At 66.8% G+C, this 21,290-nt stretch carries 18 protein-coding genes; 3 read left to right on the forward strand and 15 right to left on the reverse strand.

Annotated features, from left to right (window positions below; all coding sequences use genetic code 11):
- Positions 1–2: 2 nt before the first annotated feature.
- From ACE3P0_RS08625 to ACE3P0_RS08670, 10 genes are all read right to left on the reverse strand, one after another.
- Entirely contained in the window at positions 3–476 is a 474-nt protein-coding gene (locus tag ACE3P0_RS08625; protein WP_374401859.1) for a type II secretion system protein, read from the reverse strand.
- Positions 473–2,494 (reverse strand): secretin N-terminal domain-containing protein, encoded by a 2,022-nt coding sequence (locus ACE3P0_RS08630; RefSeq protein WP_374401862.1) that lies wholly within the window; start codon positions 2,492–2,494, stop codon positions 473–475. Before ACE3P0_RS08630 ends, ACE3P0_RS08625 begins: the two co-directional genes overlap by 4 nt.
- Positions 2,487–2,993: a hypothetical protein gene (locus ACE3P0_RS08635; RefSeq protein WP_374401864.1), complete on the reverse strand. Its 507-nt coding sequence runs from the start codon at positions 2,991–2,993 to the stop codon at positions 2,487–2,489. The genes ACE3P0_RS08630 and ACE3P0_RS08635 overlap by 8 nt, the downstream gene beginning before the upstream one ends.
- Positions 2,990–3,562, reverse strand: a complete 573-nt coding sequence (locus tag ACE3P0_RS08640) for a hypothetical protein (RefSeq protein ID WP_374401866.1) — start codon at positions 3,560–3,562, stop codon at positions 2,990–2,992. Before ACE3P0_RS08640 ends, ACE3P0_RS08635 begins: the two co-directional genes overlap by 4 nt.
- A complete protein-coding gene (locus ACE3P0_RS08645) occupies positions 3,559–4,065 on the reverse strand; it encodes a hypothetical protein (RefSeq protein WP_374401868.1) in 507 nt (168 codons plus the stop codon). Before ACE3P0_RS08645 ends, ACE3P0_RS08640 begins: the two co-directional genes overlap by 4 nt.
- Positions 4,062–4,802, reverse strand: coding sequence for a hypothetical protein (locus ACE3P0_RS08650; RefSeq protein ID WP_374401869.1), 741 nt, complete (start codon positions 4,800–4,802; stop codon positions 4,062–4,064). The genes ACE3P0_RS08645 and ACE3P0_RS08650 overlap by 4 nt, the downstream gene beginning before the upstream one ends.
- On the reverse strand, positions 4,799–6,484 hold the full coding sequence (locus tag ACE3P0_RS08655) for a GspE/PulE family protein (RefSeq protein ID WP_374401871.1): 1,686 nt from the start codon (positions 6,482–6,484) through the stop codon (positions 4,799–4,801). The genes ACE3P0_RS08650 and ACE3P0_RS08655 overlap by 4 nt, the downstream gene beginning before the upstream one ends.
- The gene (locus ACE3P0_RS08660) at positions 6,481–7,650 is read right to left on the reverse strand and encodes a type II secretion system F family protein (protein WP_374401873.1); all 1,170 of its coding nucleotides are present in this window, start codon (positions 7,648–7,650) and stop codon (positions 6,481–6,483) included. Before ACE3P0_RS08660 ends, ACE3P0_RS08655 begins: the two co-directional genes overlap by 4 nt.
- Before the next feature lie 12 nt (positions 7,651–7,662).
- Entirely contained in the window at positions 7,663–8,091 is a 429-nt protein-coding gene (gene gspG / locus ACE3P0_RS08665; protein ID WP_374401875.1) for a type II secretion system major pseudopilin GspG, read from the reverse strand.
- A gap of 133 nt (positions 8,092–8,224) precedes the next feature.
- Positions 8,225–12,949 (reverse strand): carbohydrate binding domain-containing protein, encoded by a 4,725-nt coding sequence (locus tag ACE3P0_RS08670; protein WP_374401877.1) that lies wholly within the window; start codon positions 12,947–12,949, stop codon positions 8,225–8,227.
- Positions 12,950–13,242: 293 nt separating this feature from the next.
- Between ACE3P0_RS08670 and ACE3P0_RS08675 the strand changes: the two genes are divergently transcribed.
- Positions 13,243–13,554 (forward strand): hypothetical protein, encoded by a 312-nt coding sequence (locus ACE3P0_RS08675; protein WP_374401879.1) that lies wholly within the window; start codon positions 13,243–13,245, stop codon positions 13,552–13,554.
- A 98-nt stretch (positions 13,555–13,652) separates the two neighbouring features.
- Here ACE3P0_RS08675 and ACE3P0_RS08680 read toward each other — a convergent pair whose 3' ends face one another.
- The 3 genes from ACE3P0_RS08680 to ACE3P0_RS08690 all read right to left on the reverse strand — a co-directional run bounded on the left by ACE3P0_RS08680 (position 13,653) and on the right by ACE3P0_RS08690 (position 17,608).
- Positions 13,653–14,117 carry a glycine zipper 2TM domain-containing protein gene (locus ACE3P0_RS08680; protein WP_374401881.1) on the reverse strand — a complete coding sequence of 155 codons (465 nt, stop codon included), beginning with the start codon at positions 14,115–14,117 and terminating at the stop codon, positions 13,653–13,655.
- A gap of 82 nt (positions 14,118–14,199) precedes the next feature.
- Positions 14,200–16,833, reverse strand: a complete 2,634-nt coding sequence (locus ACE3P0_RS08685; RefSeq protein WP_374401883.1) for a cation-translocating P-type ATPase — start codon at positions 16,831–16,833, stop codon at positions 14,200–14,202.
- 118 nt (positions 16,834–16,951) lie between these two features.
- Positions 16,952–17,608 (reverse strand): glutathione S-transferase family protein, encoded by a 657-nt coding sequence (locus ACE3P0_RS08690; RefSeq protein ID WP_374401886.1) that lies wholly within the window; start codon positions 17,606–17,608, stop codon positions 16,952–16,954.
- A gap of 172 nt (positions 17,609–17,780) precedes the next feature.
- On the opposite strand from ACE3P0_RS08690, the gene ACE3P0_RS08695 reads away from it, so the two are divergent.
- Together ACE3P0_RS08695 and ACE3P0_RS08700 are read left to right on the forward strand one after the other, a co-directional pair.
- Complete coding sequence (locus ACE3P0_RS08695; protein WP_374401888.1) at positions 17,781–18,683, forward strand: LysR family transcriptional regulator; 903 nt, start codon at positions 17,781–17,783, stop codon at positions 18,681–18,683.
- 56 nt (positions 18,684–18,739) lie between these two features.
- Positions 18,740–19,492 carry a substrate-binding periplasmic protein gene (locus ACE3P0_RS08700; RefSeq protein ID WP_374401889.1) on the forward strand — a complete coding sequence of 251 codons (753 nt, stop codon included), beginning with the start codon at positions 18,740–18,742 and terminating at the stop codon, positions 19,490–19,492.
- 9 nt (positions 19,493–19,501) lie between these two features.
- On the opposite strand, the gene ACE3P0_RS08705 is transcribed toward ACE3P0_RS08700, so the two are convergent.
- Positions 19,502–20,182, reverse strand: coding sequence for an ankyrin repeat domain-containing protein (locus ACE3P0_RS08705; RefSeq protein WP_374401892.1), 681 nt, complete (start codon positions 20,180–20,182; stop codon positions 19,502–19,504).
- Positions 20,183–20,383: 201 nt separating this feature from the next.
- Positions 20,384–21,160 (reverse strand): ferredoxin--NADP reductase, encoded by a 777-nt coding sequence (locus tag ACE3P0_RS08710; protein WP_374401893.1) that lies wholly within the window; start codon positions 21,158–21,160, stop codon positions 20,384–20,386.
- Between the last annotated feature and the right edge of the window lie 130 nt (positions 21,161–21,290).

Below are 21,290 nucleotides of genomic sequence, written 5' to 3' on the forward strand. Positions count from 1 at the left end.
CGTCACCACTCCGCGTAGGGCGTGCCGTCCAGCCCGATGCCGGGCGAACGCGAGAACACATCGAACACATCGTCCCCTGAGCGCGGGTGGTCCGGGTCGCTTGCATAGCTGCGCGTCGCCCAGGTCGCAGCCGGTTCGGCGTAGGTATCGGTGCTGGTCGGGTCGCGCGGAATGCGGCGCAGGAAGTACAGCTTGGCGCCCTTGGGCGACTTCGCATCCGTCACGCCCTCGACCAGCGCTTCGAGCTTGGGCGGGTAGCCGGAGCCACCTGCCTTCAAGGCGATGCGGCCGTCGTCGCTGGCCTGCTTGTAGGCGTCGATCGCATTGCGCAGCGAACGCAGCGCGGTGCGCAGTTCGGCTTCGCGCGAGCGTTGCAGCGCCAGCTCCGCCACAGGCATCACGAGCGCGGCCAGCAGCGCCATGATGGCGAGCGTCACCAACAGTTCGATCAGCGTGAAGCCGGCAATGCGTTTCATCGTTGCGGCAGTGCGTCGCCCGCGAGTGCGAAGCGGTATTCGTGGCTGGGTGCCTCATCGGCCGGCCGTGCGGCCGGCGGCTGACTCAGTTGCACGCTGCTGCGCAAGGCCAACCGCCCATCGCCATGCTTGGCCGAAGGTGCAACAGCCGCCGGCGCGGCCGGCGATGCCGCAGCAGGAGCCGCCGGAGCCTGAGGCGGTGGCGGTGGCGGTGGCGGTGGCGGTACGTTGTTCGGGTTGCCCTGCTGAGTCGACGCCGGAATGTCGCCCATGCTCAACGGCTTGAGGCTCGCCTCGGTGCCCGCTTCGAATTCGGCATCGCGCGCCGAGGGGCGCACTGCCGGCCGCACGATGCGCGGCGTGATCGAAAGCACCACTTCGGATTGCTGCGAATCGTCGGTCTTGGAACCGAACACGCGGTCCAGGCCCGGGATGTCGCCGAGCCCCGGGATATGGCTACCGCCGCTGGTCTGGCTGTCGTTGATCAAGCCCGCGAGCACCTGGTTTTCGCCGTCGTGCAGACGCAGGATCGTGTCGGCATTGCGGGTACCAAGCTGGTAGACCGTGGTGCCGTCCTTCTGCTGGATGCGGTCGAGGATGTTGCTGACCTCCAGCCCCATCTTGATCGTGACCTCACCGTCCGGCGACACGTTAGGCTCCACCTCCAGCTTCAGGCCCACGTCGAGGTAGGACACCGAGCCCGCGACGAAGCCGGTCGAGGTGGCGGTGTTGGTGATCGTCGGCACCTTCTGGCCGACCACGATCTTCGCCTTCTCGCGGTTAAGCACGCGGATGCGCGGGTTGGCCAGCACCCGCACATCGGACACGGTGCGGTTGGCGTTGATCGCAAGCGGATCGATCGTCACGCCGATGTTGTGCGAGCCGAGATCGAGCAGGTCGGCAAGCGTCAGCGTCTTGCCATCCGACGCGAGCGGCGTGAGCGAAGCGCGGCCGGGGTATTCGATGCCCAGCTTCAGCAGGCGGTTGCGCTGTACTTCGAGGATCTCGACTTCCAGCATCACTTCCGGCGGCGCCTGGTCGTGCAGCGCGATGAGCTTCTCGGCCATGCGCAGCGCCTCGGGCGTGTCGCGCACGATCAGCATGTTCTGCTTCTCGTCCACCACCACATCGCGTGTTTTCAGGATCGTGCGCAGCGTGTTCGCAACGTTCTTCGCATCGCCGTTGGCGAGCACGAAGGTCTTCACGGCAAGTGCCTGGTAGTCGCGCAGTTTCTGCGTCGTCGACGGGAAGATCAGCACCGAACTGGAATCGAGCACGCGCTGTTCGAGCTGGTTGGTCAGCAGCGTCAGCGCGAGCGCGTTGGCGACCGTGCTGTTGCGCAGGAAGATCGTGGTGCGCTGGTCGCCGCGCACTTCCTTGTCGAGCACGAAGTTCAGGCCGGAGGCGCGCGAGATCACCTCGAACACCTGGCGCAGCTGTGCATCGCGAAACTCGATCGAGATCGGCTTGCGGAAGGCTTCGGCAAGGCGCTGCTCGCTCGCTCCGCGAGGCTGCGCGCGGCGCTGCTCGATCTGGCCGTTGAGCTCGACCGCCGACGGGTAGGCCGGGTTCTCGCTCAGCACGATGCGCAGGCGTGCCTGCGCGCCATCGAGGTCGCCCTGCGAGTAAGCACTCTGCGCCTCGGCGACGTACTGCGCATGGCGGTTGTCGCGTTCCATCGCACGCAGGCCGCGGATCGCTCGCGCGTTCTTCTCGTCGGCCCGCAGCACCTGCATGAAGAGGGGCGCCGCTTCACCGCTGCGGCCGGCCGCCTGTGCACGCTCGGCTTCGGCAAGCCATCGCGCCACCGCCTGGTCGCGCGCCTTCAGGTAGGTGAGGCGGAATTCGGCGTTGTTCGGGTCGGCAGCGATTGCGGCGCGGTATTGCTCCAGCGCCGCTTCGTACTGCTGCTGCTCGATCAGCTCGCCGCCGGCGCGAAAGGCCTTCTGCCCCGCGCAACCAGCCAGCAACAGCACTACCAGCGCCGAGGCGACGCGGATTCGGGAGAGTCTAGTCATCAAAGTTGGCACCAATCGCCAGCGTCGTACGCTGGTTGAGCGGAAGGTATTCAAGTTCCATCACCGGCGGGCGGATCGCCACCACCTGCCAGTTCGCATCGAGCCGTTCGTTCGCGTGGGCGATCAGGCTCGCTTCGCCAAAGGCAAGAAAGACTTCCCACTTGCCATCGACCAGCTGCTTGCCGATCACCGCGAAGGGCGGCTGCGGTGCGCTGGGCGGCGGCGGAGGGGGCGGCGGTGGCGGGGGCGGCGGCGCGGGTGGGCGAACCGGCGCGAAGAAACCATCGCCGGCCTTGCCGTAATCGGTGCGTGGCGCGAGCGCGAGGATCGTACTGTCTTCGGCTGCAGGCGACTTGCGCGCCGGCGGCAGCGCGGCACTGCGCGTGACCGGCTGCACCACATCGTCGGCCGCCGCGGGAGACTGGCGATCGGCGATCACCAGCCCGCCGCAGACGGCGAAGCCAGCGAGCAGCAGCACCATGCGTTGCCTGGGCGTCATTTCGGTGCCTCCAGCAACAGCACGAAGGCGAGCTGCGCCTCGACCTGATCCTGAACCGCCGCCTCACGCTGCAGCTCGATCTTCTCCAGCGCGAGGCCGGGGTAGCGCTCCAGCAGCGAGAACGCGAACTGGCGGATCACATCCGGCGGCCCCGCGACCGGCAGCGTCAGGTCGAAGCGCGAGAAGCCGGCTGCGGTGCTCGGGTTGTTGCGGTAGTCCACGCGGGCGGGTTGCAGGCCGGCGGCCGCAGCGTCGTTCCACAACGCTCGCGCCACTTCCATCTTGGCCTCATCGGGTTGCAGCACGGCGCGGAACGGCACCATCGGATCCTGCGGCGGTGCGGCCTGCACCACCGGCGGCGGCGCCTTCACGCGCGCACGCAGCGACACGAGTTCGCGCCCCTGAGCCGGCAGCAGCGCGAGCGTCAGCCAGGCCAGCGCGATCGCCGGCAAACCGAGCACGATCAGCTTTACGGCGTGGCGCGCGAGCAGCAGTTCAACTGCGAGGCGCAGACCCTGCGCCGTCAGCGGTGCGCGGGCAGCAGGTTTTAGCGATGTCGGCGTCGTCATGGCAGCCACTCCAGATCCATCGTCGCCTGCACCCGCGCCGGCGAATCGAGCCGCACCTGGCTCACCGGCCTGAGGCGCACGAAGGGCGGCTGATGTGCGAGCGCATCGGCAAAGTCGAACAGCGCATCGGCGCGCTCGCTCTCCGCCACCACACGCAGGCTGCGTTGCGACGCACGGGGCTCGATACGCAGCACGGCAACGTCCTTCGGCCTTGCGGCATTGAGCCCGTCGAGCAGCGCTGGCCACGGCAGATTCAGCAGCGTGATCGCGGCGTTCACCGCCTCGGCCTGCTCATGACTGGGCGGCGTGATGTGTACCACCGGCTGCGGTGCCGGGGCGCGCGCGGCGAGCCGTACGTGCAAGGCCTGTAGCTGTGCATCGCGCTGCCATGCGATGCGCGCCGCAAAGCCGCTTGCCGCGATCAGGGCCAGCGCACTCAGGCCCACGGCAAGGCCGAGGCGCCAGCGCGCGGCCGGTGCGAAGTCGATACGCACGCGGCTCACGCGACACCCCCAGGCACCAGCGCGGCCGGCAAGGCCGCACCGATCACCGGGCTGCCATCGGCGAGGCGCGCCGGCATGCCCGAGCCACCGAACAGCCACACCGGTGTGCCGGCGCTGTGCGCGGCCTGCAGCGCGGTTTCGCGATTCAGCGCCGCCGCGAGGCCCGTGCTGCCCAGGCGCGTGGCGCGCACGCCGACGCAGCGGCGTTGCTGGAACAGGCCCAGCGTCAGCGTGTGGCCGTCGCTGCTCGCGAGCCAGTGCGGCGCGCGCGATTTGCCGAGCGCCGACTCGCTGCACCACACCCACAGCGGCTGCATGCGGAACACGCGGCGGCGCGCGGCGCGCAGGCCATCCAGAATCGCCTCTGCAGTACTGCGTCGCATGCCGCAGACGAGATCGTCGGAGCCGAAGGGCGGCGCGTCGTACTTCAGCAGCCAGTCAGCCGCGTCGTCGCCAAAACTCGCAGCGAAGCGCGCGGCGATGCCATCCGCCAGCTCGCGGCGGCCCTGCGTGCCGGCGATGCGCGGCAGCACGAGGTAGCGGCAATGCGCATCGCTGACCACCACGTCGATCGCGCGCCAACGTGACTGCTCGGCCGCCAGGGTAGCGACACCAGCGCGCAGCGCGTCGGCATCGTGGAACGCGATGCCGTGAATCGCCCCCTGCGGATCGCGCAGGCTGACGTTGTCGGCGCCGACCCAGAGTTGCGGGCGAGGAGGAATCAAGGGGCGTTTCATGCACTGTCCTGCAAAGTCACGCGCAGCACTTCCTGCAAGGTGGTTTCGCCGCGCAAGGCCAGATCGAGCGCTGCGCCGCGCAGGCTGCGGGTGCCGCCTTGGGCGGCGATGGCTTTCACGGCGAGGATGGATTCCCGCGCGAGGATCGCCTCGCGCAGCGGGTCGGTCAGGGTCAGGATTTCGGCGATCGCACGGCGCCCGCGGTAGCCTGTGCCGCGGCAATCACCGCAGCCGCGTCCGCGCAGGAAGCGGTGGCCGCGGTGCGCATCGGGTGCGAGGCCGAGCAGCGCGCGCTCCGCGTCGTCCGGCACATATTCCACCGCGCAGTGCTGGCACACCGCACGCAGCAGCCGCTGCGCCCAGATGCCGTTCAGGGCCGACACCAGCGCATGCGGATCGACGCCCATGTGCGAGAAGCGCGAGAACACATCGAACACGCTGTTGGCGTGCACCGTGGAGAGCACCAGGTGGCCGGTCAGTGCGGACTGCACCGCGATCTCGGCCGTCTCGGCATCGCGGATCTCGCCGACCATGATGGTGTCCGGGTCGTGGCGCAGGATCGAGCGCAGGCCGCGCGCGAAGCTGAGGCCCTTCTTCTCGTTCACCGGAATCTGCAGCACCCCGGGGAGTTCGTATTCGACCGGGTCTTCGATCGTGACGATCTTCTCGCGGCCGGTACGGGTCTCGGAGATCGCGGCGTACAGCGTGGTCGTTTTGCCGCTGCCGGTCGGGCCGGTGACGAGCAACATGCCGTAGGGCAGTGCCGACAAGCGGCGGATGCGCATGAGCGAGTCCGTATCGAAGCCGAGCAGGTCCAGCGTCAGCGCGCTGCCTTCCGGCACCAGCTGGCGTTTGTCGAGGATGCGCAGCACCGCGTCCTCGCCGTGGATGCTGGGCATCACCGACACACGCAAATCGGTAGTGCGGCCGCCGGCGGACACGCGGAAGCGACCGTCCTGCGGCAAGCGGCGCTCGGCGATGTCGAGTTCGGCGAGCACCTTGATGCGTGAGATCGCCTGCTCGGCCAATGTGCGGCCGGCGATGCGGGTCGCCACGTCGAGTACGCCGTCGACGCGGTACTTCACTTCCATGCCGGCGGGGCCACACTCGAAGTGGATGTCGCTGGCACCCGCGCGAAGCGCGTCGTACAGCGTGGAGTTCACAAGCCGCACGACCGGCGAACCGTCTTCGCTGATCGACACCAGCGAGAGTTCTTCGCCACGGCTGTCGCCTTCGCCCTCGCTGCTGGCCTGGCTGCCTGCATCCAGTGCACGCGCCGCCGCTTCTGCGCTGGCCAGCAGCGCATGCAGGTCGGCCGGTGCGGCGACCGCGAAGCTCACCGGCTCGCTGAAGCGGGCTTCGATCCAGTTCAGCAGCGCGGCATCGAAGGGGTTGCCGATCAGCACATGGCGCGCACCGTCGGCCAGCACTTCGACGCAGCCGCGGGCGAGCGCACGCGAGAGTGGAATCGTCGTGTAATCCGCCTGCGCTGCGAGCAGCCGATCGCTGTCGAAGAACGGCAACTGCAGCGTGTCGGCGACGCAGCGCGCGGCATCACGGGTGTCGACACCCAACTGCTCGGCGAGCAGATCGAAGAGCGGCCGCGCGGTAGCCTGCGCCGTCGCACGCGCGCCACGCAGGGTTTCGACACTCAATGTGGGGAGCGGTGATCGTGCGTTCATTGCAGGCTCCCGGCAAGATCGAAGATCGGCAGATACAGCAGCACCACGATGACACCGACGGTGACGCCGATGGCGGCCATCAGCAGCGGTTCGAACATGCGCGAGAAGCGTTCGATCCAGCGGCCCAGCTCGGCATCGTGGTGACGGGCGGCGCGGATGAACATCTCGCCCAGCCGGCCGCTGCGTTCGCCTGCGCGCAACAGACGCAGCGCGACTGGCGTGACCAGTTCGGCGGTGGCGAGCGCGTCGGTGACTGCTTCGCCACGCCGCAGCGCGCCGCCAACGGAGCGCAGGCGCGGCAGCATCGCCGGCGTCGCGACACCCTCGGCCAGCGCAAGCGCCTGCAGTGCTGGCAAGCCGCCGTTGAGCAGCGTACCGAGCGCGAGGTAGAGCTGTGCGATGCGGAACAGTTCGATGCGCGGCCCGAGCATCGGCAGATGGCGCAGCGCCGCCTCAAGCTGGCCGCGCTGCCATGCGCTACGCAAAACCAACCCGCCGCTGATCAGCAGCAACAGCAACGCCGGACCGAGCACGCCAGCGTGCGCGGCGACAAACTCGCCCAGATCGAGCATCACGCGCGATAACCACGGCAGCTTGTGCGCGCTGCCGCGATACACGGTGGCGAACTTCGGCACCACATAGCCCAGCAGGAAGAGGCTCACCGCCCCACCAACGCCAAGCAGAATCGAGGGGTAGATCAGTGCGCCACCGATGCGCTGGCGTAGCGCGTCGAAACGGTTGCGATATTCGAGGTAACGCGCGAGCGCATCCTGCAGATGGCTGGTGCGCTCGGCCGCACGCACAAGGCCAATGAAAAGTGGCGGGAAATCTTCGTCCGCGGCGGTGAGCGCCTGCGAGAAGGACTGCCCTTCGCGCAGCCGCGTCAGCAGTGCATGCGTGACACGCGCGCCTTCGCCCTGCCCGCCACGCGCGTCGAGCGCTTCGATCGCCTCGGCGAGTTCGAGGCCGGCGTCGAGCAGCTCGATCAGTTCCTGCGCGAAGAGCGTGAGGTCGAAGGCCGAACCACGCCGGCTCGCGGCGCGCTTCACGGCGAGCGCGGTGAGCTGGCGCGCGGCGACGAGGCGACGCGCCTCGGCCTCGTCGATCGCATCGACGATCAGGGTCTCGACCTGCTCGGGCCCGAGCGCGCGGACTTCAAAACGCATGCTGCGCGCGACTCAGGGAACGATGATGTCGGCGTCATCCCCGCTGCCGCCAGGCGCGCCATCGCGGCCGAGCGACAGGATGTCGTACTCGCCACGGGCACCGGGCTTGCGGTACTGGTACGGATGCCCCCACGGATCGTTGGGGATGTCCTTCTGCATGTAGGGGCCGTTCCACTTGGTGGCGTCGGCAGGTGCCACACGCAGGGCCTGCAGCCCGACGGCTGCGTCCGGGTAGTTGCCCACATCAAGCCGGTAGGCATCGAGCGCGCGCGAGAAGGATTCGAGCTGCGCCTTGGCGGTGGTGATTTCCGACTTGGCGACGTGGCCGAACACACGCGGGCCGACCAGCGCGGCGAGCATGCCGATGATGGCGACGACGACGAGCAGTTCCAGCAGCGTAAAGCCGGCGGATTGGGTGTGCGAGCGGAGGGGGGAGTTCATTCTGTTCTTCATGCTGCGGTGCTTCCGGTGAGCCGTTTGCGCAACAGGCAGGGGGGCCTGCTGCGCAAACGGCACCGCCTGTCGGGGCGGTGCCGCTGCGGGCCGCTTGCGCGGCCCTCGTACTGATTGTGACTTAGAACTTGAAGTTACCGTCGCTCTGGCTGATCGCGGCGCTGCAGCTTGCCGGCGTGGTCAGTTCGCGGTTACCCGACGTCGTCGTCTGGTTGCTTTCCCATACGGCGGTCGAGCCATTCCACTTCACGTACTTGTACTGGATCGCCGTGCCTGCCGGCAAGGTGACCGTACCCGTCCAGGGCACGTTGGCGCCCGAACCCTGGATCGTCAGCGCGAAGCCCGAAGCGGGCGCCCAGCTGCCGAGCGCGGTCTGGTTACCGACGACGTACAGGTTCTGCCCGGTGACGGTGCTTGCATTGGCGATCGTGAAGGTCACCTGGCATGCGTTCGCAGCAGGCGTGGTCACCGACAGCGCCGTGCTGGCCGCCGAGGTGTTGCCCACTGCGTCGTATGCCTTCAGCGTGTAGCTGTAGGTGGTGCTGGCGGCCACACCGGTGTCGGTGTAGGTGGTGCCGGCGACAGTCCCGATCTTCACGCCGTTGCGATACACCTCATAGCCGGTCACGCCGACGTTGTCGGTCGAGGCCGTCCAGGACAGCGATACGCTGGTGGCGGTTGCAGCGGTCTTGGTCAGCGCGGTCGGAACCGTCGGCGCGGTGGTATCGCCACCGGTACAGGGATTGGTCTTGGTCACCACACCTGCGTTGATCGCCGAGATACCGCTCGTGAGCTGGTAGTTGTTGCCGCCGTTGTTGTCCCAGGTACCGGAACCGTTGTTGAAGACCGCTTGCAGGCCCGTGGTGGCGCCGAGCGAAACCGTCTGCATCTTCCAGCCGGTACAGGCCGCGTCCATCAGCACACCCGGCACCGCCGTCCAGCTGCCGCCCGTGGGGGCGTAGTGGATGTTGGTGGTGGTCCAGCCGGTCGGGATCTTGTGATAGACCGTCGCGGTGTTGCCGCCCGAGGTGGTCACGTTCAGCGCGGTGCTGGCCGCCGAAGTGTTGCCGACGGCATCCTGCGCCTTGACCGTGTAGCTGTACGTGGTCGCAGCGGTGAGGCCGGAGTCGGTGTAGCTGGTCGCGGCCGTGGTCGCGATCTGCGTGCCGTTACGGAACACCAGATAGGCGGACACGCCGACATTGTCGGTGGACGCTGCCCAGCTGATCGTGGCGCCGGTGGTGGTGATGTTCGACGAACCCAGGCTGGCGGGCACGGTCGGTGCGGTGGTGTCGGTCTTCGCCGGAGTGGTGGCGTTGGCCGTGCTGCTGACCGCCGACACGTTACCCGCCGCGTCGTAGGCCTTCACCGTGTAGGCGTAGGCGGTCGAAGCGGTGAGGCCGTTGTCGAGGTAGGCGGTACCGGTCGTCACGTTGGCGATCTGCACGCCACCGCGATAGACGTAGTAACCCGCAACGCCGACGTTGTCGGTCGCGGCCGTCCAGGTGAGGTTCACGCTGTTGGCATCGACCGCGGTCGCGGTCACGGTGGCCGGGGCCGCCGGCGCAACGGTGTCCGCCGCACACGGGTTGGTGCCGCTGGTGACTGCGCCGTTCTCGACGACCTGGATACCGGTACCAAGGGCGTAGTTCTTGCCGCCGTTGTTATCCCAGGTACCCGAGCCATTGTTGAACGTCGCCGTCAGGCCAGTGGCGCTGCCGAGGTTGGCGCTGTAGACCTTCCAACCGGTACAGGCCGCGCTCATCTGGACACCCGGCACCGTGGTCCACGTGCCGCCGGTGGGCGAGTAGTGGATGTAGGCGGTGGTCCAGCTTGCAGCCGGCTTGTAGTACACCGTCGCGACGTTACCGGCCAGCGTGGTCACGCTCGCGGCTGCACTGGCGGTACCGGTGTTGCCAGCCGCGTCCTGCGCCTTGACCGTGTAGCTGTAGGTGGTCGAGGGCGAAAGCGCGCTGTCGCTGTAGCTCAGCCCGGTCGTGGTGCCAACCTGCACACCATTGCGGAACACCAGGTAGCTCGCAACGCCGTAGTTGTCGGTCGCAGCCGTCCACGTCAGCGTGGCGGAGCTGGACGTCACGGCCGATGCCACCGGCGTGCCCGGCACACCCGGGGCAACCGTGTCCGGTGCCTGCGTGGTGACGCTGAGCGTACCGCTCTTGGCCGACTGGTTACCCGCCGCATCCACCGCCAGCACCTGGTAGGTGTAGGCCGTCGAAGCGGTGAGGCCGCTGTCGGTGTAGCTGCTGGTCGCGCTGGTGCCAACCAGGGTGCCATTGCGGAAGACCTGGTAACCGGTGACGCCGATGTTGTCGGTGGCGGCCGCCCAGCTCAGCGTGACGCTGCGGTCGGTCTTGACCGACACGGCCGGCGTACCGGGCACGGTCGGCGCGGTCGTATCAACGACGAGGAAGGGATACACACCCTGCACCGTGCCGTTGACGTCTTCCACGAAACCGGAACCGGTTGCGCTGGCCGAGTAGGTACCCGCACCGACGTACACCTGCTGGATCTCGGACTTGGTGACATTACCCTTCGAGTCGGTCATTTCGACGTAGTAGTCGAGCAACTGGTCGCGGTAGTCCGAGATGTAGCTGTAGTACAGGTTGCCGATTTCCTGCGCGGGCAGCACGGCCAGCGTGTCCTGCGTGGTCTTGTTCCACGGCACACCGTTCATGACCGGCTTGAGGTCGCGCATCTGCATCGGGTAGGACTTCCACGCGCTGACGCTCGCCGGCGTGATCGACAGCCCGGCCTTGCCCACCATCGCGGCGGGGTCATAGACCTTGTAGGTGTCGTCGCTCGCGTCGATCGTCTTCGTGGCGTGGGTGCGCACCATCACCTTCGCGCTGGCGATGCCGGAGACATCGTAGCCATAGGTGTAGATCGCGAAGTCCTTGCTGTAGTGCTGAACCGTCCAGCCCTCAGCCTTGGAACCATTCACCGAGCCGGGGTTGTACGGATAGCGCTGCGGCCACCAGACCGACGGACCAGTCTTGTCGCTGGCGATGTTTGCCGTGACATAGGGCTTCGAGAACGCGAGTGAGTTGTTGAACGCCAGCGTCGGCTTGACCGAGTCGTCCTTGTTCTCGTCGTAGTAGCCGAAGCCCGAATCCATCGCCGGCAGCAGGAAGTACCACGCCAGCTCCGCCGGGTTGGCGCCGCCTGCGTAATCCTTGCTCGCATCGCCCTTGACAGGGTAGGACAGCATCCACGGGTTGAGCTGGTTGCCCGGATAGGTGATCTGGTTATCCAGCGTGGTGCTCGGCGACCAGTGCGCCGGGTGCGCATCGAGCCAGATCTGCTCGGCCGTCTTCGCATAGTTCTGCGCGGCCTGCAGCAGCGCGAAGTTGCGCTCGAGGTAGTGCCAGCCGTATTCCAGCGAGACCGTCGCACCTTCCTCAAGCCCCTTGAGGTTCTTCTTCGGCGCGAGGTTCATGCCCGTCGCGGTGTTGAAGGCAGTGAACTGGCCCTTCCAGATCATCAGCGGCAGATGCCAGTGGTACCAGGTCGGGTCCGACGACGAATCGCGCGTATCGACCCAGGAACCGTCCTGCACATGCGCAACATCGGTCGCCGGGATCGGGAACTTCTTCAGGTACTCGTCGATACCGAGGCAGTAGCCGTTGCCGGTACAGGTCGAGCTGTAGCCGGCGCGCCACGTATCGAGCGAACCGGCACGACCGCCCGAGTTGTCGCCGTCGTGCGCGACGACGAAGAACTGACGCGCTTCGAGCGCGGTGTAGGGCGTGTATTCGTCCACCGAGGTCGAACCATCCCAGCCTTCGAGCCAGGAACCGTTCTGGCTGACCGGGATACCCGCCACCTGGGATACCGCGCCCGTCGCCGGATCAACATGGCGCACGTAGTGCGGCGTGGAAGCGAAGGGGAACTTGTTGACGATGACCTGCTGCTCATGCGCCATGCCGTTCGCAACCCAGCTGCCCACCGTCGAAGTGTTGCGCAGGTCAGCACGATTCGGCGGCGAAACCAGCGTGTCGCCGGTCGCGTCGTAGGTCGAGTACGGGTAGTCCTTCAGCGTGCGTGAGAAGTGGTTGTTGCCAAGCACCGACCACTGCACCCCCATCTTCGCCAGCACCGGGATCAGGCGCTCCGAGAAGCCCAGCTCGGTCGGGAAGAAGCCCTTCGACGACGTGAAGCTGCCGCCGAGGAAGTACGGCTGCGCCAGCGTCGCGTTCTGGTAGATCAGATCCTTCAGGAAGTAGTCCGATCCGACCAGGGGCCCCATCGAGTGGTGACCGGTGAAGTGGATCGTATCGAGCGTGCGGTAACCGTTGGTCGTCTTCAGGCTGTTGAAGCTGTTGGTCCAGGACGTGCCCCAGCTCGGGTTCGTGTAGCCCGGCACGTTCTGCAGATTCTCAAGGCTGTTGACGTTGTTGATGACCGCGCCGGACATCGTCACGTGCACCTGGCCGCTGCCACCCGAGAAGCTCTGCAGCTCACTCGCGACGGTCTGCGGCCACGATTGATAGGCACCGGTCTTCGCGTCCGGCGAGTAGTACGACACCAGATCGTCGTGCGGCATGATGCCGCCACCCGCAGACGCCGGCAGGTAGTAGCTGTAGCCCGCCGGCGGGCTCTTCTTGAGGTTGATCACCTGGCCGTCGTACATGTAGCGGATGGGGGAACCGACCGCCGTACCGTTGTACGTCGCCATGACATCGACCCCGTAGAAGGGCCAGAAATTCGGCATGTGGTTGTGATACACGTGCGCGGCGGGAATGCCCGCCTCCACCTGTGCGACCGGCAGACCGGTAGCGAACAGCGTCGCTACGCAAAGTGCCAGCGGCTTCATGCGAAAACGCATGTTTGTCTCCTTCAAAGCCTTGTGTTGTTTTGGGCCTGCTCCGCTGCTGTGACGGGTGCTGCCCCGGTCCGCACATGGCGGCCGGCGAATCAGGTTGAAGAGCCTTGCGGGGGCGCGTTGCGGAGTCGGAGCAGGAGACTCAGCGCAAACGCGTGCAAGGCAGCACATGGTCGCCCGACAAGCGGGACGACGACGGCAGACATGGAACGGCTTTGACCGGAGGCCTAGCGCAGGTGTCGGTGGGGTGTAGCGGCAACGCCGGCGGGTAGCCGGGAAGTTCGACGGATTGCCCGGTGGGGCTGGATATCAAGCGCTGCGCGCGCGCACTTCAGTTTCATGCTGCAACTCCATGGAACCATCCAGGACCATTGGCGGAGATGCCCTACCACGACGCGCTAGCCGACCCGGGAGGGACGGCACGTGGTTCCGCAACGGAAGTGACGGGTGCCTTAAGACACCTCGATTCAATATTTTTATCAGTTAATCAGCGAACAGCACAGATTTCAACATTTTTTATTGCTGCGCAGCAGCAAGAAAATACCGTGAATAAGATCACGAATGGCCTCAAAAGCTTACGGTTCAAGGGTTTTGCGCCGCAAAACTGATTAAACGTTGTTGCAACGCGAAATCAGCTGGCTCTGACACAAGCCAATGCCAATGTCATTGCGCGACGGGCTATCGCCTTCGACGGTACAGGCAGCCTTCAACGGCTGACCCGTGTCGTGCCCCCGCTGGAAAGCAGGCGCACGGTATCGCCGACCTTGAAATCGTCCTGCGCCGAGGCCTGCTGCACGATCGCGATGGTGTCGCCGCGCTGCGTCTTGACGGTGATCTCGACGCCCTGCGAGCGCGTTGCCGCCTCTTCAACTGAAGAACCGGCGATGCCACCGGCAACAGCACCCACCACCGCCGCGATGTCAGCCCCCTTGCCCTGCCCAACGGCGCTGCCCGCAATCCCGCCGATCGCGGCACCGGCAATCGTGCCGATCGGCGTCTTCGTGCCCTCCAGCACAACCGGACGCAGTGCAACGATCTGGCCGTATTCCACTGTCTGCACGCGGCGGGCCTCTTCACGTGAGTAGCTGTCGCCCGACAGCGTAGACATGCAGCCGCTCAGCGCCACGCAAAGGCCGGCGGCACACAACAGATTCGCGTATCGAATGCTCATGATGGTCTCCACTCCGATCTCAGTGTGGCAGGCGCCACCGGAATTGCCACGGCAGGAACGTATCGCCGTGTTTCACAAGCAGTCAACGCAGCATCGGCCGCGCCCGCTGACGAGCGCGTAGCCACGCTTTGCGTCCCTCTTCGAGCACGAACAGCAGCAGCGCCCCTGCAGCAAGCCACGGCCATAGCGCCAACGGCAGTGCTGCCGTGCCGAACAGGCTTTGCAGCGGCGGCGCGAGTACGATGAGGGCGAGTAATGCGAGCTCGCACGCGAGGCCGATCCACAACAGCCGGTTGCCCCGCAGCGGCAAGCGCCACGCGGCCTCGCGCGGATCGCGGCAGACGAAGAGGTTGGCGACCTGCGCACAGACGATCGCGGCAAGACAGGCCGTGGTCGCCGCAAGGTAGGTCGGGTCCTGCGCGGCCAGCGGCTCGCCCCAACGCCATCCGCCCTGGTGGAGCACGGCAAAGAACGCGGTCATCGCCAGCGCGGCCTGGATCAAACCCAGCCACAGGTAGGCGCGCAACAGAAGCGGCCAGTTCAGCAAGCGCTCGCCACGCTGGCGCGGCGGCTGGTGCATCACATCGTCGCGCGGAGGCTCGGCGCCGAGCGCCAGCGCGGGCAGCAGATCGGTGCCAAGGTCGACGGCGAGGATCTGGATCACCGTCAGCGGCAGCGGAATGCGCAGCAGCACGAAAGCGAGGTAGGGCACCACCTCCGGGATGTTCGAGGTCAGGATGTAGGTGAGGAATTTGCGGATGTTGGCGAACACCGCGCGCCCCTCCTCCACCGCGTTGACGATGCTGCCGAAGTGATCGTCCAGCAGCACGAGATCGGCGGCCTCCTTTGCGACGTCGGTACCGCTGCGCCCCATCGCGATACCGATATCGGCGGTTTTCAGCGCCGGTGCGTCGTTCACGCCATCACCCGTCACGGCGACGATCTCACCCTTGCGTTGCAGCGCCTGCACCACCAGCATCTTCTGTTCCGCACTCACCCGCGCGCAGATCACCTCGGGCGCATCGAGCGCCAGTTGCAGTTGCGCGGGTGTCATGCGGCGGATCGATTCGCCGCGCAGCACCGTCGGCGCCGTGCCGCGCACAAGCCCGATCTCGCGCCCGATCGCCACTGCGGTGCTGGGGTGATCGCCGGTCACCATGATCACGCGAATGCCGGCGACACGACAGCGCGCCACGGCCTCGGCCACGTCGGCTCGCGGCGGGTCTTCCAGCCCGATCAGGCCGACAAAGCACAGCCCCGCTTCCTGCGGCGGCGTTGCGTGCTCGAAACGCCCTTCGGCCAGCGCGATCACCCGCAGGCCCTCGGCGGCCATCGCCTCCTGCTCCTGCGCGAGTTCCTTGCGCTCGGCATGGTTCAGCGGCACCTCACCGCTGGCGGTCCAGCGCGTGCTGCAACAGCCGATCACCGACTCCGGCGCGCCCTTGCAGCGCATCAGCACCGCATCGCCCACCGCGTGCATCACCGACATGCGGCGGCGATCGGCATCGAAGGGCATTTCGCCGCAACGCGGCGTCTGCGCCGGTTGGCCAGCGAACTGCCAGAGCGCGATCTCCATCGGGTCACCGCTCGCCTCGCCCGCCGCGAAGCGCAGGTCGTGACATTGGCCCGCGACGGCGCGCAGCGAATCCGGCGCGTTTTCGACGCCCGCAGCAACATGCCAGCGCCTTACCGCCATGCGGTTCTCGGTCAGCGTGCCGGTCTTGTCGGAGCAGATCACGGTGGTCGAGCCGAGCGCCTCGACCGCCGGCAAATGGCGTACGAGCGCATTGCGGCGCGCCATGCGTTGCGTGGCCATCGCGAGCGACAAGGTAACGGTAGGCAACAGGCCTTCTGGCACGTTGGCGACGATCACGCCGATCGCGAACATGAAGGTGTCCCAGAACGGCAGACCGATCGCGCGGCCGATCGCGAAGAACACGACACCTAGGGCGGCGGCCAGCACCGCGACGATGCGCGACACACGGCGGATCTCGCGCTGCAAGGGGGATTCCGGCTCACCGGCGGTCTGCGTCAGGTGCGCGATGCGGCCGAATTCGGTGCGCATGCCAGTGGCGAAGACCAGCGCCGTCGCGTTGCCCGACACCACCAGCGTGCCTGCCAGCAGCAGGTTGCGCGCGGCAAGCGGGTCGTGCTCGTCGACGGCATCGGCGATGCCGGAACGTGCTTGCGCCTCGCCAGTGAGCGTCGCAAGGTTGATGCGGATGCCGTCGGTGGCGAGGATACGGCAGTCAGCCGGTACCTTGTCGCCCTCGCCGAGCATGATGACGTCGCCCGGCACCAGCTCGGCGGCGTCCACCGTTTTCTCGAGTCCGTCGCGCATGCGCCGCACCCGCTGCGGCAGCAGTTCGCGCAGCGCCGCCAGCGCGCGCTCGGCGCGCCAGCTTTGCCAGAACGAAAACACGCCGTTCACCGCGATCACGCCAAGGATCGCGAACGCGAGGGGCCGCATGCCGCTGCCCGGTTGGTAGTGATCCGCCATCAGCGCAAGCGCTGCGGCAAGCCAAAGGATCAAGGCGAAGAAGTGCGTGAACTCGCGCAGGAAGGCGAGCCAGGGTGCAACACGCGTCGCGGCCTCGACCCGGTTCGGGCCGAACTCGGCGCTGCGCCGCGCCGCATCGTCAGCGCCCAGCCCCTGCTGCGAACTGCGCAGGCTGGCCAGCGCCTGATCCGGCGCAAGATGTGCAATGTGGGCCATCGGCTGCCCTCGCACCCGCGGCGCGCAGCCGATGCGCGCCGGGCGGGCAATCGCATTGTGCGCGCGGCTGGCGCGCCGGATGCGACTCAGGTCAAAGCGGCTCGGCCCGCCACGCGGTTCAGGCCGCCTTGATCGCCTGTGCAGCCTGAAGTGTGGCGAGGCGGTCGGCAAACACCGGCGTCAGCGCCGGCATCGGCACGAAGCCGGGCAGCGCCGCCACGCGCGCCAGCCAGTCGCGCACGCGCGGGAAGGGGCTCAGGTCGATCAGGCCGTGATGCGCGACCGACAGGTAGGGGAAGACCGCGACGTCCGCGATCGTCGGCTGATCGCCGGCCAGCCATTCGCCCAAGGCCAGCGTGCGCGACATGGCCTGCAGCAGGCGCGTCGTGCAGTTGCGCACCTCGTCGGACGGCGCCTCGCCACGGAAGATCACCGCAACACGCGCCGCCGCGGGGCCGAACTGCACTTCGCCAGCGGTGGCGGCGAGCCAGCGCGTGACCTTGGCAAGTCCCTCAGGGTCGAGCGGCAGCCAGTGATCGGCGCCGTAACGGCGCGCGAGGTAGACGAGGATCGCCTGCGAGTCGGAAAAGGTCTTCTCGCCATCCGACAGTACCGGTACCTGACCGAATGGGTTGAGCGCGAGCATCTCTTCGGTCTTGTGTTCGCCCTGCGCGAGGTTCAGTTCGCGCGCCTCGAAGGCGAGACCGAGCAGGCCGAGAAAGAGGCGGACCTTGTGACAGTTGCCGGATTGGGCATAGGTGTAGAGCGTGATCATCACGAGCCTCCGGAAGTCGAGGTGCGCAGCATGCGCGACGCAACATGTCAGGACGATGACGTGTTGCGCGACATGACAGCGGGGAAGGCGCGCATGATCGATCGATTCGTCCGCCGGATAAATGCGGAATTGCGGAATGGATTGTTCCGCGATTCGGATGAATAATCCACCGATGGACAAGTTGCGCGAAATGGAAGCCTTCGTACGCATCGTGGAAGCCGGCAGCCTCACCGCTGCGGCCGACGCGATGCAGCTTTCGACGCCGTCGATGGTGCGCCTGCTCGCCGGGCTGGAGCAGCGCGTCGGCGTGCGCCTGCTCAACCGCACCACCCGGCGCATGGCGCTCACCCCCGAGGGGCGCGAATTCCATGCGCGCTGCCAGCGCATCCTGGCCGAAATCAACGATGCCGAAGCGCTGCTCGGCCAGCCAGGCGAAGTCGCTCGCGGGCCGCTGCGCTTCACCGCGCCAGCACTGTTCGGCCGCATGCATGTGGTGCCACTGGCCAGCGCCTTCACGCGCCAACACCCGGAGGTGCGCGTCGAGGCGCTGCTGTTCGACCGCATCGTGGACATGGTCGAAGAAGGCGTGGACGTGGGCATCCGCATCGCACACCTGCCCGACTCGGGCCTGATCGCGCATCCGGTCGGCGAAGTGCGCCGCATGTGGTGCGCGAGCGCCGACTACCTGGCGCGCGCCGGTACGCCGCGCCACCCGCGCGAGCTGGCGCGCCACGCCTGCCTGCGCTTCACGGTGGTCACGCCGCGCGCCGAGTGGCAGTACCTTGAAGACGGCGTGCGGCACGAGGTGGTGGTCAGCGGCCCGCTCGCCGCCAGCCAGGCGGCACCGCTGATCGATGCCTGTGTCGACGGCCTCGGCATCGGCATGTTCCTGTCCTACCAGGTGAAGGACTTGTTGGCGGCCGGGAAACTGAAATGCGTGCTGCCGGAGTACTGCCTGCCGCCATTGCCGGTCAGCGTGGTGTATCCGCAGGCGCGGCTGCTGCCTGCGCGCACGCGCCTGTTCGTGGACTGGTTGCGGCGCGAGCTGCCGGCACGCATCGGCTCGCCGCCGTGAGGGGCTGCTGCGCCGGATCAGCACTCGACGCGCGGCCTTGCGCTAGATTGCGCGATATGTCGACACCTCTGTCACGCTTCCGCAACTTGCTTGGCGCCTTGTGCGCCTGCTTGCTGCTCGGCGCGCCCGCCCTGGCAGCCGAGCGCACAACCGTGCGCATCGCTTCGCTCGAATGGCCGCCCTACACCGGCGAAGCGCTGCCCGACGGCGGCACGATGACCGCTCGGCTGCGGGCGGCCTGCGCGGAAGTCGATGTGCAGCTGGAGATCGAATATCTGCCGTGGTCGCGCGCAGTGATGGCGGCGCGAACCGATCCGAAGCTGGTCGGCTACTTCCCCGAATACGAATCGGCGAACTTGCATCGGCAATGGTTGCTGTCTGAGCCGCTCGGTACCAGTGAGCTGGGGTTTGCCGAACCCTACGACCGGCCAATCGTGTGGCGCGGCGCCGATACGCTCGCGCCGCTGCGCGTTGGCGTGGTGCAGGACTATGTGAATACCGAGGCGCTGGACGCGCGCATCGCGAGCGGTGAGCAGCCATTCGAGCGCTCGGTGTCGGATCGCATCAACCTGCTGAAGCTCGCGCATCGCCGCGTCGATGTTGCTGTGGTCGACCGCATGGTCTTTGCCTGGCTGATGGCCAACGACCCGATGCTGCAACCCTACCGTGGCGAACTGGTGATCAACCCGCACCTGCTCGAACGCAAGACCTTGCATGTGGCGTTCCGCCCGGACAGTGCCGGGCGCCGCGCCGCCAAATTGCTGGCCGAGGGCTTGCGGCGGCTCGATGCCGCCACGCCGCGTCGCTGAGGAAATCGCTCAGGCGGCACGGGCGATGCCGGCACCTTGCAACAGATCCGCGGTCGCGTAGAGCCCTTGCAGGAACGCGCGATCCTGAGCGGTGAATCCCTTGCTATCGACCAGCACGCGATCGGCGCCGGCCTCCAGCAGGCAGCTCACCACAGCATCGCGGCCATACATCGCTGCCTCATGCAGTGGCGTCCAGCCATTCACGCATGCGGCGTCGACCGCAGCCCCGTCAGCCAGCAGTATTGAGACGATCTCCAGGCAGCCGTTGCGCGCGGCCCAGTTGAGCGGGCTGGACAGATACACATTGCGCGCATTGACGTTGGCGCCCGCGGCAAGCAACAGCTTGACCAGTCCTGCATGGCCATCACCCGCGGCCCAGAACAGTGCGGTGCTGCGCTCGGCATCGGTCGCATCCACCAGCGCGCCGGCCGCGAGCAGGCGCTCGGCAATCTGCGCGTGCCCGTGACAGGAGGCGCCGTGCAAGGCGCGCCGGCCGAATCGGTCGGCCGCATGCACATCGGCGCCGGCGTTCAAGAGCAGATCGACCAGTTCCACACTGCCGGACTGCGCCGCGAGCACCAAGGCGCTCTGCCGGAAATCGTCGAGTGCGTTGACGTCGGTGCCGGCTGCGAGCAGCCGCTGAACATCATCAGTCCTGCCGCGTTCGGCTGCGTTGTGCAAGGCGGTCATGATGCCCTCGCTCGGTTTGCGTGGTTCGGATCGGCCGAGGGCGCAGCGACAGAATGCCCCCAACCCCTAGTCCGCCATTACCGAACGGGATAAGAAATCACGCCTTGTCGTGCAGCAAGGTTTTCGTATCGAGTTTGCGCGGCACAACAACAAAAAGCCCGGCACCAGGCCGGGCTTACAGCGTATGGCTACCGACAGCGCTTACTTTTCGACGAAGGCGTGCTCGATCACGTAGTCGCCCGGTTCACCGATGCGCTTGGACATCTTGAAGCCGCGGCGGTCCAGCAGCTCACGGGAGTCCTTCAGCATCGCCGAGCTGCCGCAGATCATCACGCGGTCCACGGCGGGGTCGAGCGGCGGCAGGCCGATGTCTTCGAACAGTTTGCCGGACTCGATCAGATCGGTCAGACGCCCCTGATTACGGAAGGGCTCACGCGTCACCGTCGGGTAGTAGATCAGCTTCTCGCGGACCAGCTCGCCGAGGAATTCGTGGTGCGGCAACTCGTGTTCGATGTAGTGCTGGTACGCCAGCTCCGACACCGTGCGCACGCCGTGAATCAGCACGATCTTCTCGAACTTCTCGTACACATCTAGATCACGGATCACGCTCATGAAGGGTGCGAGACCGGTGCCGGTGGAGAACAGATACAGATGCTTGCCGGGCAGCAGATCGTGCAGCACCAGCGTGCCGGTCGGCTTGCGCGACACGAGGATGTCATCGCCAGGCTGGATCTGCTGCAGGCGCGAGGTCAGCGGGCCGTTCGGCACCTTGATGCTGAAGAATTCGAGGCTTTCCTCGTAGTTCGCGCTGGCGATCGAATAGGCGCGGGTTAGCGGCCGGCCTTCGACTTCCAGCCCCATCATCACGAACTGGCCGTTCTCGTAACGCAGCGCGCGATCGCGCGTGGTGGTGAAGGAAAACAGCGTGTCGTTCCAGTGATGCACACTGAGCACTTTTTCGGTGATGTAGGCCGCCATGGTCGCAACTGGGCAAAATAATCGGAAGGCGCGCATTGTACGAGCGCGCTGCTGCATCGGCGCGACCGGTCAGGCATAAGCGACGATAAATTAGTAATAAAACAAGGCCTTGATAGCCGCATGGGTAATA

This window comes from Niveibacterium sp., from assembly GCF_041909475.1.
In the GTDB taxonomy this organism is placed as follows: domain Bacteria; phylum Pseudomonadota; class Gammaproteobacteria; order Burkholderiales; family Rhodocyclaceae; genus Niveibacterium.

What these genes read in the sequence shown, in the direction of transcription:
- ACE3P0_RS08625 (WP_374401859.1), bottom strand. Translation starts at nt 476, where the DNA reads ATGAAACGCATTGCCGGCTTCACGCTGATCGAACTGTTGGTGACGCTC.
- ACE3P0_RS08680 (WP_374401881.1), bottom strand. Translation starts at nt 14,117, where the DNA reads ATGAGCATTCGATACGCGAATCTGTTGTGTGCCGCCGGCCTTTGCGTG.
- ACE3P0_RS08630 (WP_374401862.1), bottom strand. Translation starts at nt 2,494, where the DNA reads ATGACTAGACTCTCCCGAATCCGCGTCGCCTCGGCGCTGGTAGTGCTG.
- ACE3P0_RS08655 (WP_374401871.1), bottom strand. Translation starts at nt 6,484, where the DNA reads ATGAACGCACGATCACCGCTCCCCACATTGAGTGTCGAAACCCTGCGT.
- ACE3P0_RS08705 (WP_374401892.1), bottom strand. Translation starts at nt 20,182, where the DNA reads ATGACCGCCTTGCACAACGCAGCCGAACGCGGCAGGACTGATGATGTT.
- ACE3P0_RS08660 (WP_374401873.1), bottom strand. Translation starts at nt 7,650, where the DNA reads ATGCGTTTTGAAGTCCGCGCGCTCGGGCCCGAGCAGGTCGAGACCCTG.
- ACE3P0_RS08695 (WP_374401888.1), top strand. Translation starts at nt 17,781, where the DNA reads ATGGACAAGTTGCGCGAAATGGAAGCCTTCGTACGCATCGTGGAAGCC.
- ACE3P0_RS08650 (WP_374401869.1), bottom strand. Translation starts at nt 4,802, where the DNA reads ATGAAACGCCCCTTGATTCCTCCTCGCCCGCAACTCTGGGTCGGCGCC.
- ACE3P0_RS08710 (WP_374401893.1), bottom strand. Translation starts at nt 21,160, where the DNA reads ATGGCGGCCTACATCACCGAAAAAGTGCTCAGTGTGCATCACTGGAAC.
- ACE3P0_RS08685 (WP_374401883.1), bottom strand. Translation starts at nt 16,833, where the DNA reads ATGGCCCACATTGCACATCTTGCGCCGGATCAGGCGCTGGCCAGCCTG.
- ACE3P0_RS08690 (WP_374401886.1), bottom strand. Translation starts at nt 17,608, where the DNA reads ATGATCACGCTCTACACCTATGCCCAATCCGGCAACTGTCACAAGGTC.
- ACE3P0_RS08670 (WP_374401877.1), bottom strand. Translation starts at nt 12,949, where the DNA reads ATGCGTTTTCGCATGAAGCCGCTGGCACTTTGCGTAGCGACGCTGTTC.
- ACE3P0_RS08700 (WP_374401889.1), top strand. Translation starts at nt 18,740, where the DNA reads ATGTCGACACCTCTGTCACGCTTCCGCAACTTGCTTGGCGCCTTGTGC.
- gspG (WP_374401875.1), bottom strand. Translation starts at nt 8,091, where the DNA reads ATGAACTCCCCCCTCCGCTCGCACACCCAATCCGCCGGCTTTACGCTG.
- ACE3P0_RS08640 (WP_374401866.1), bottom strand. Translation starts at nt 3,562, where the DNA reads ATGACGACGCCGACATCGCTAAAACCTGCTGCCCGCGCACCGCTGACG.
- ACE3P0_RS08635 (WP_374401864.1), bottom strand. Translation starts at nt 2,993, where the DNA reads ATGACGCCCAGGCAACGCATGGTGCTGCTGCTCGCTGGCTTCGCCGTC.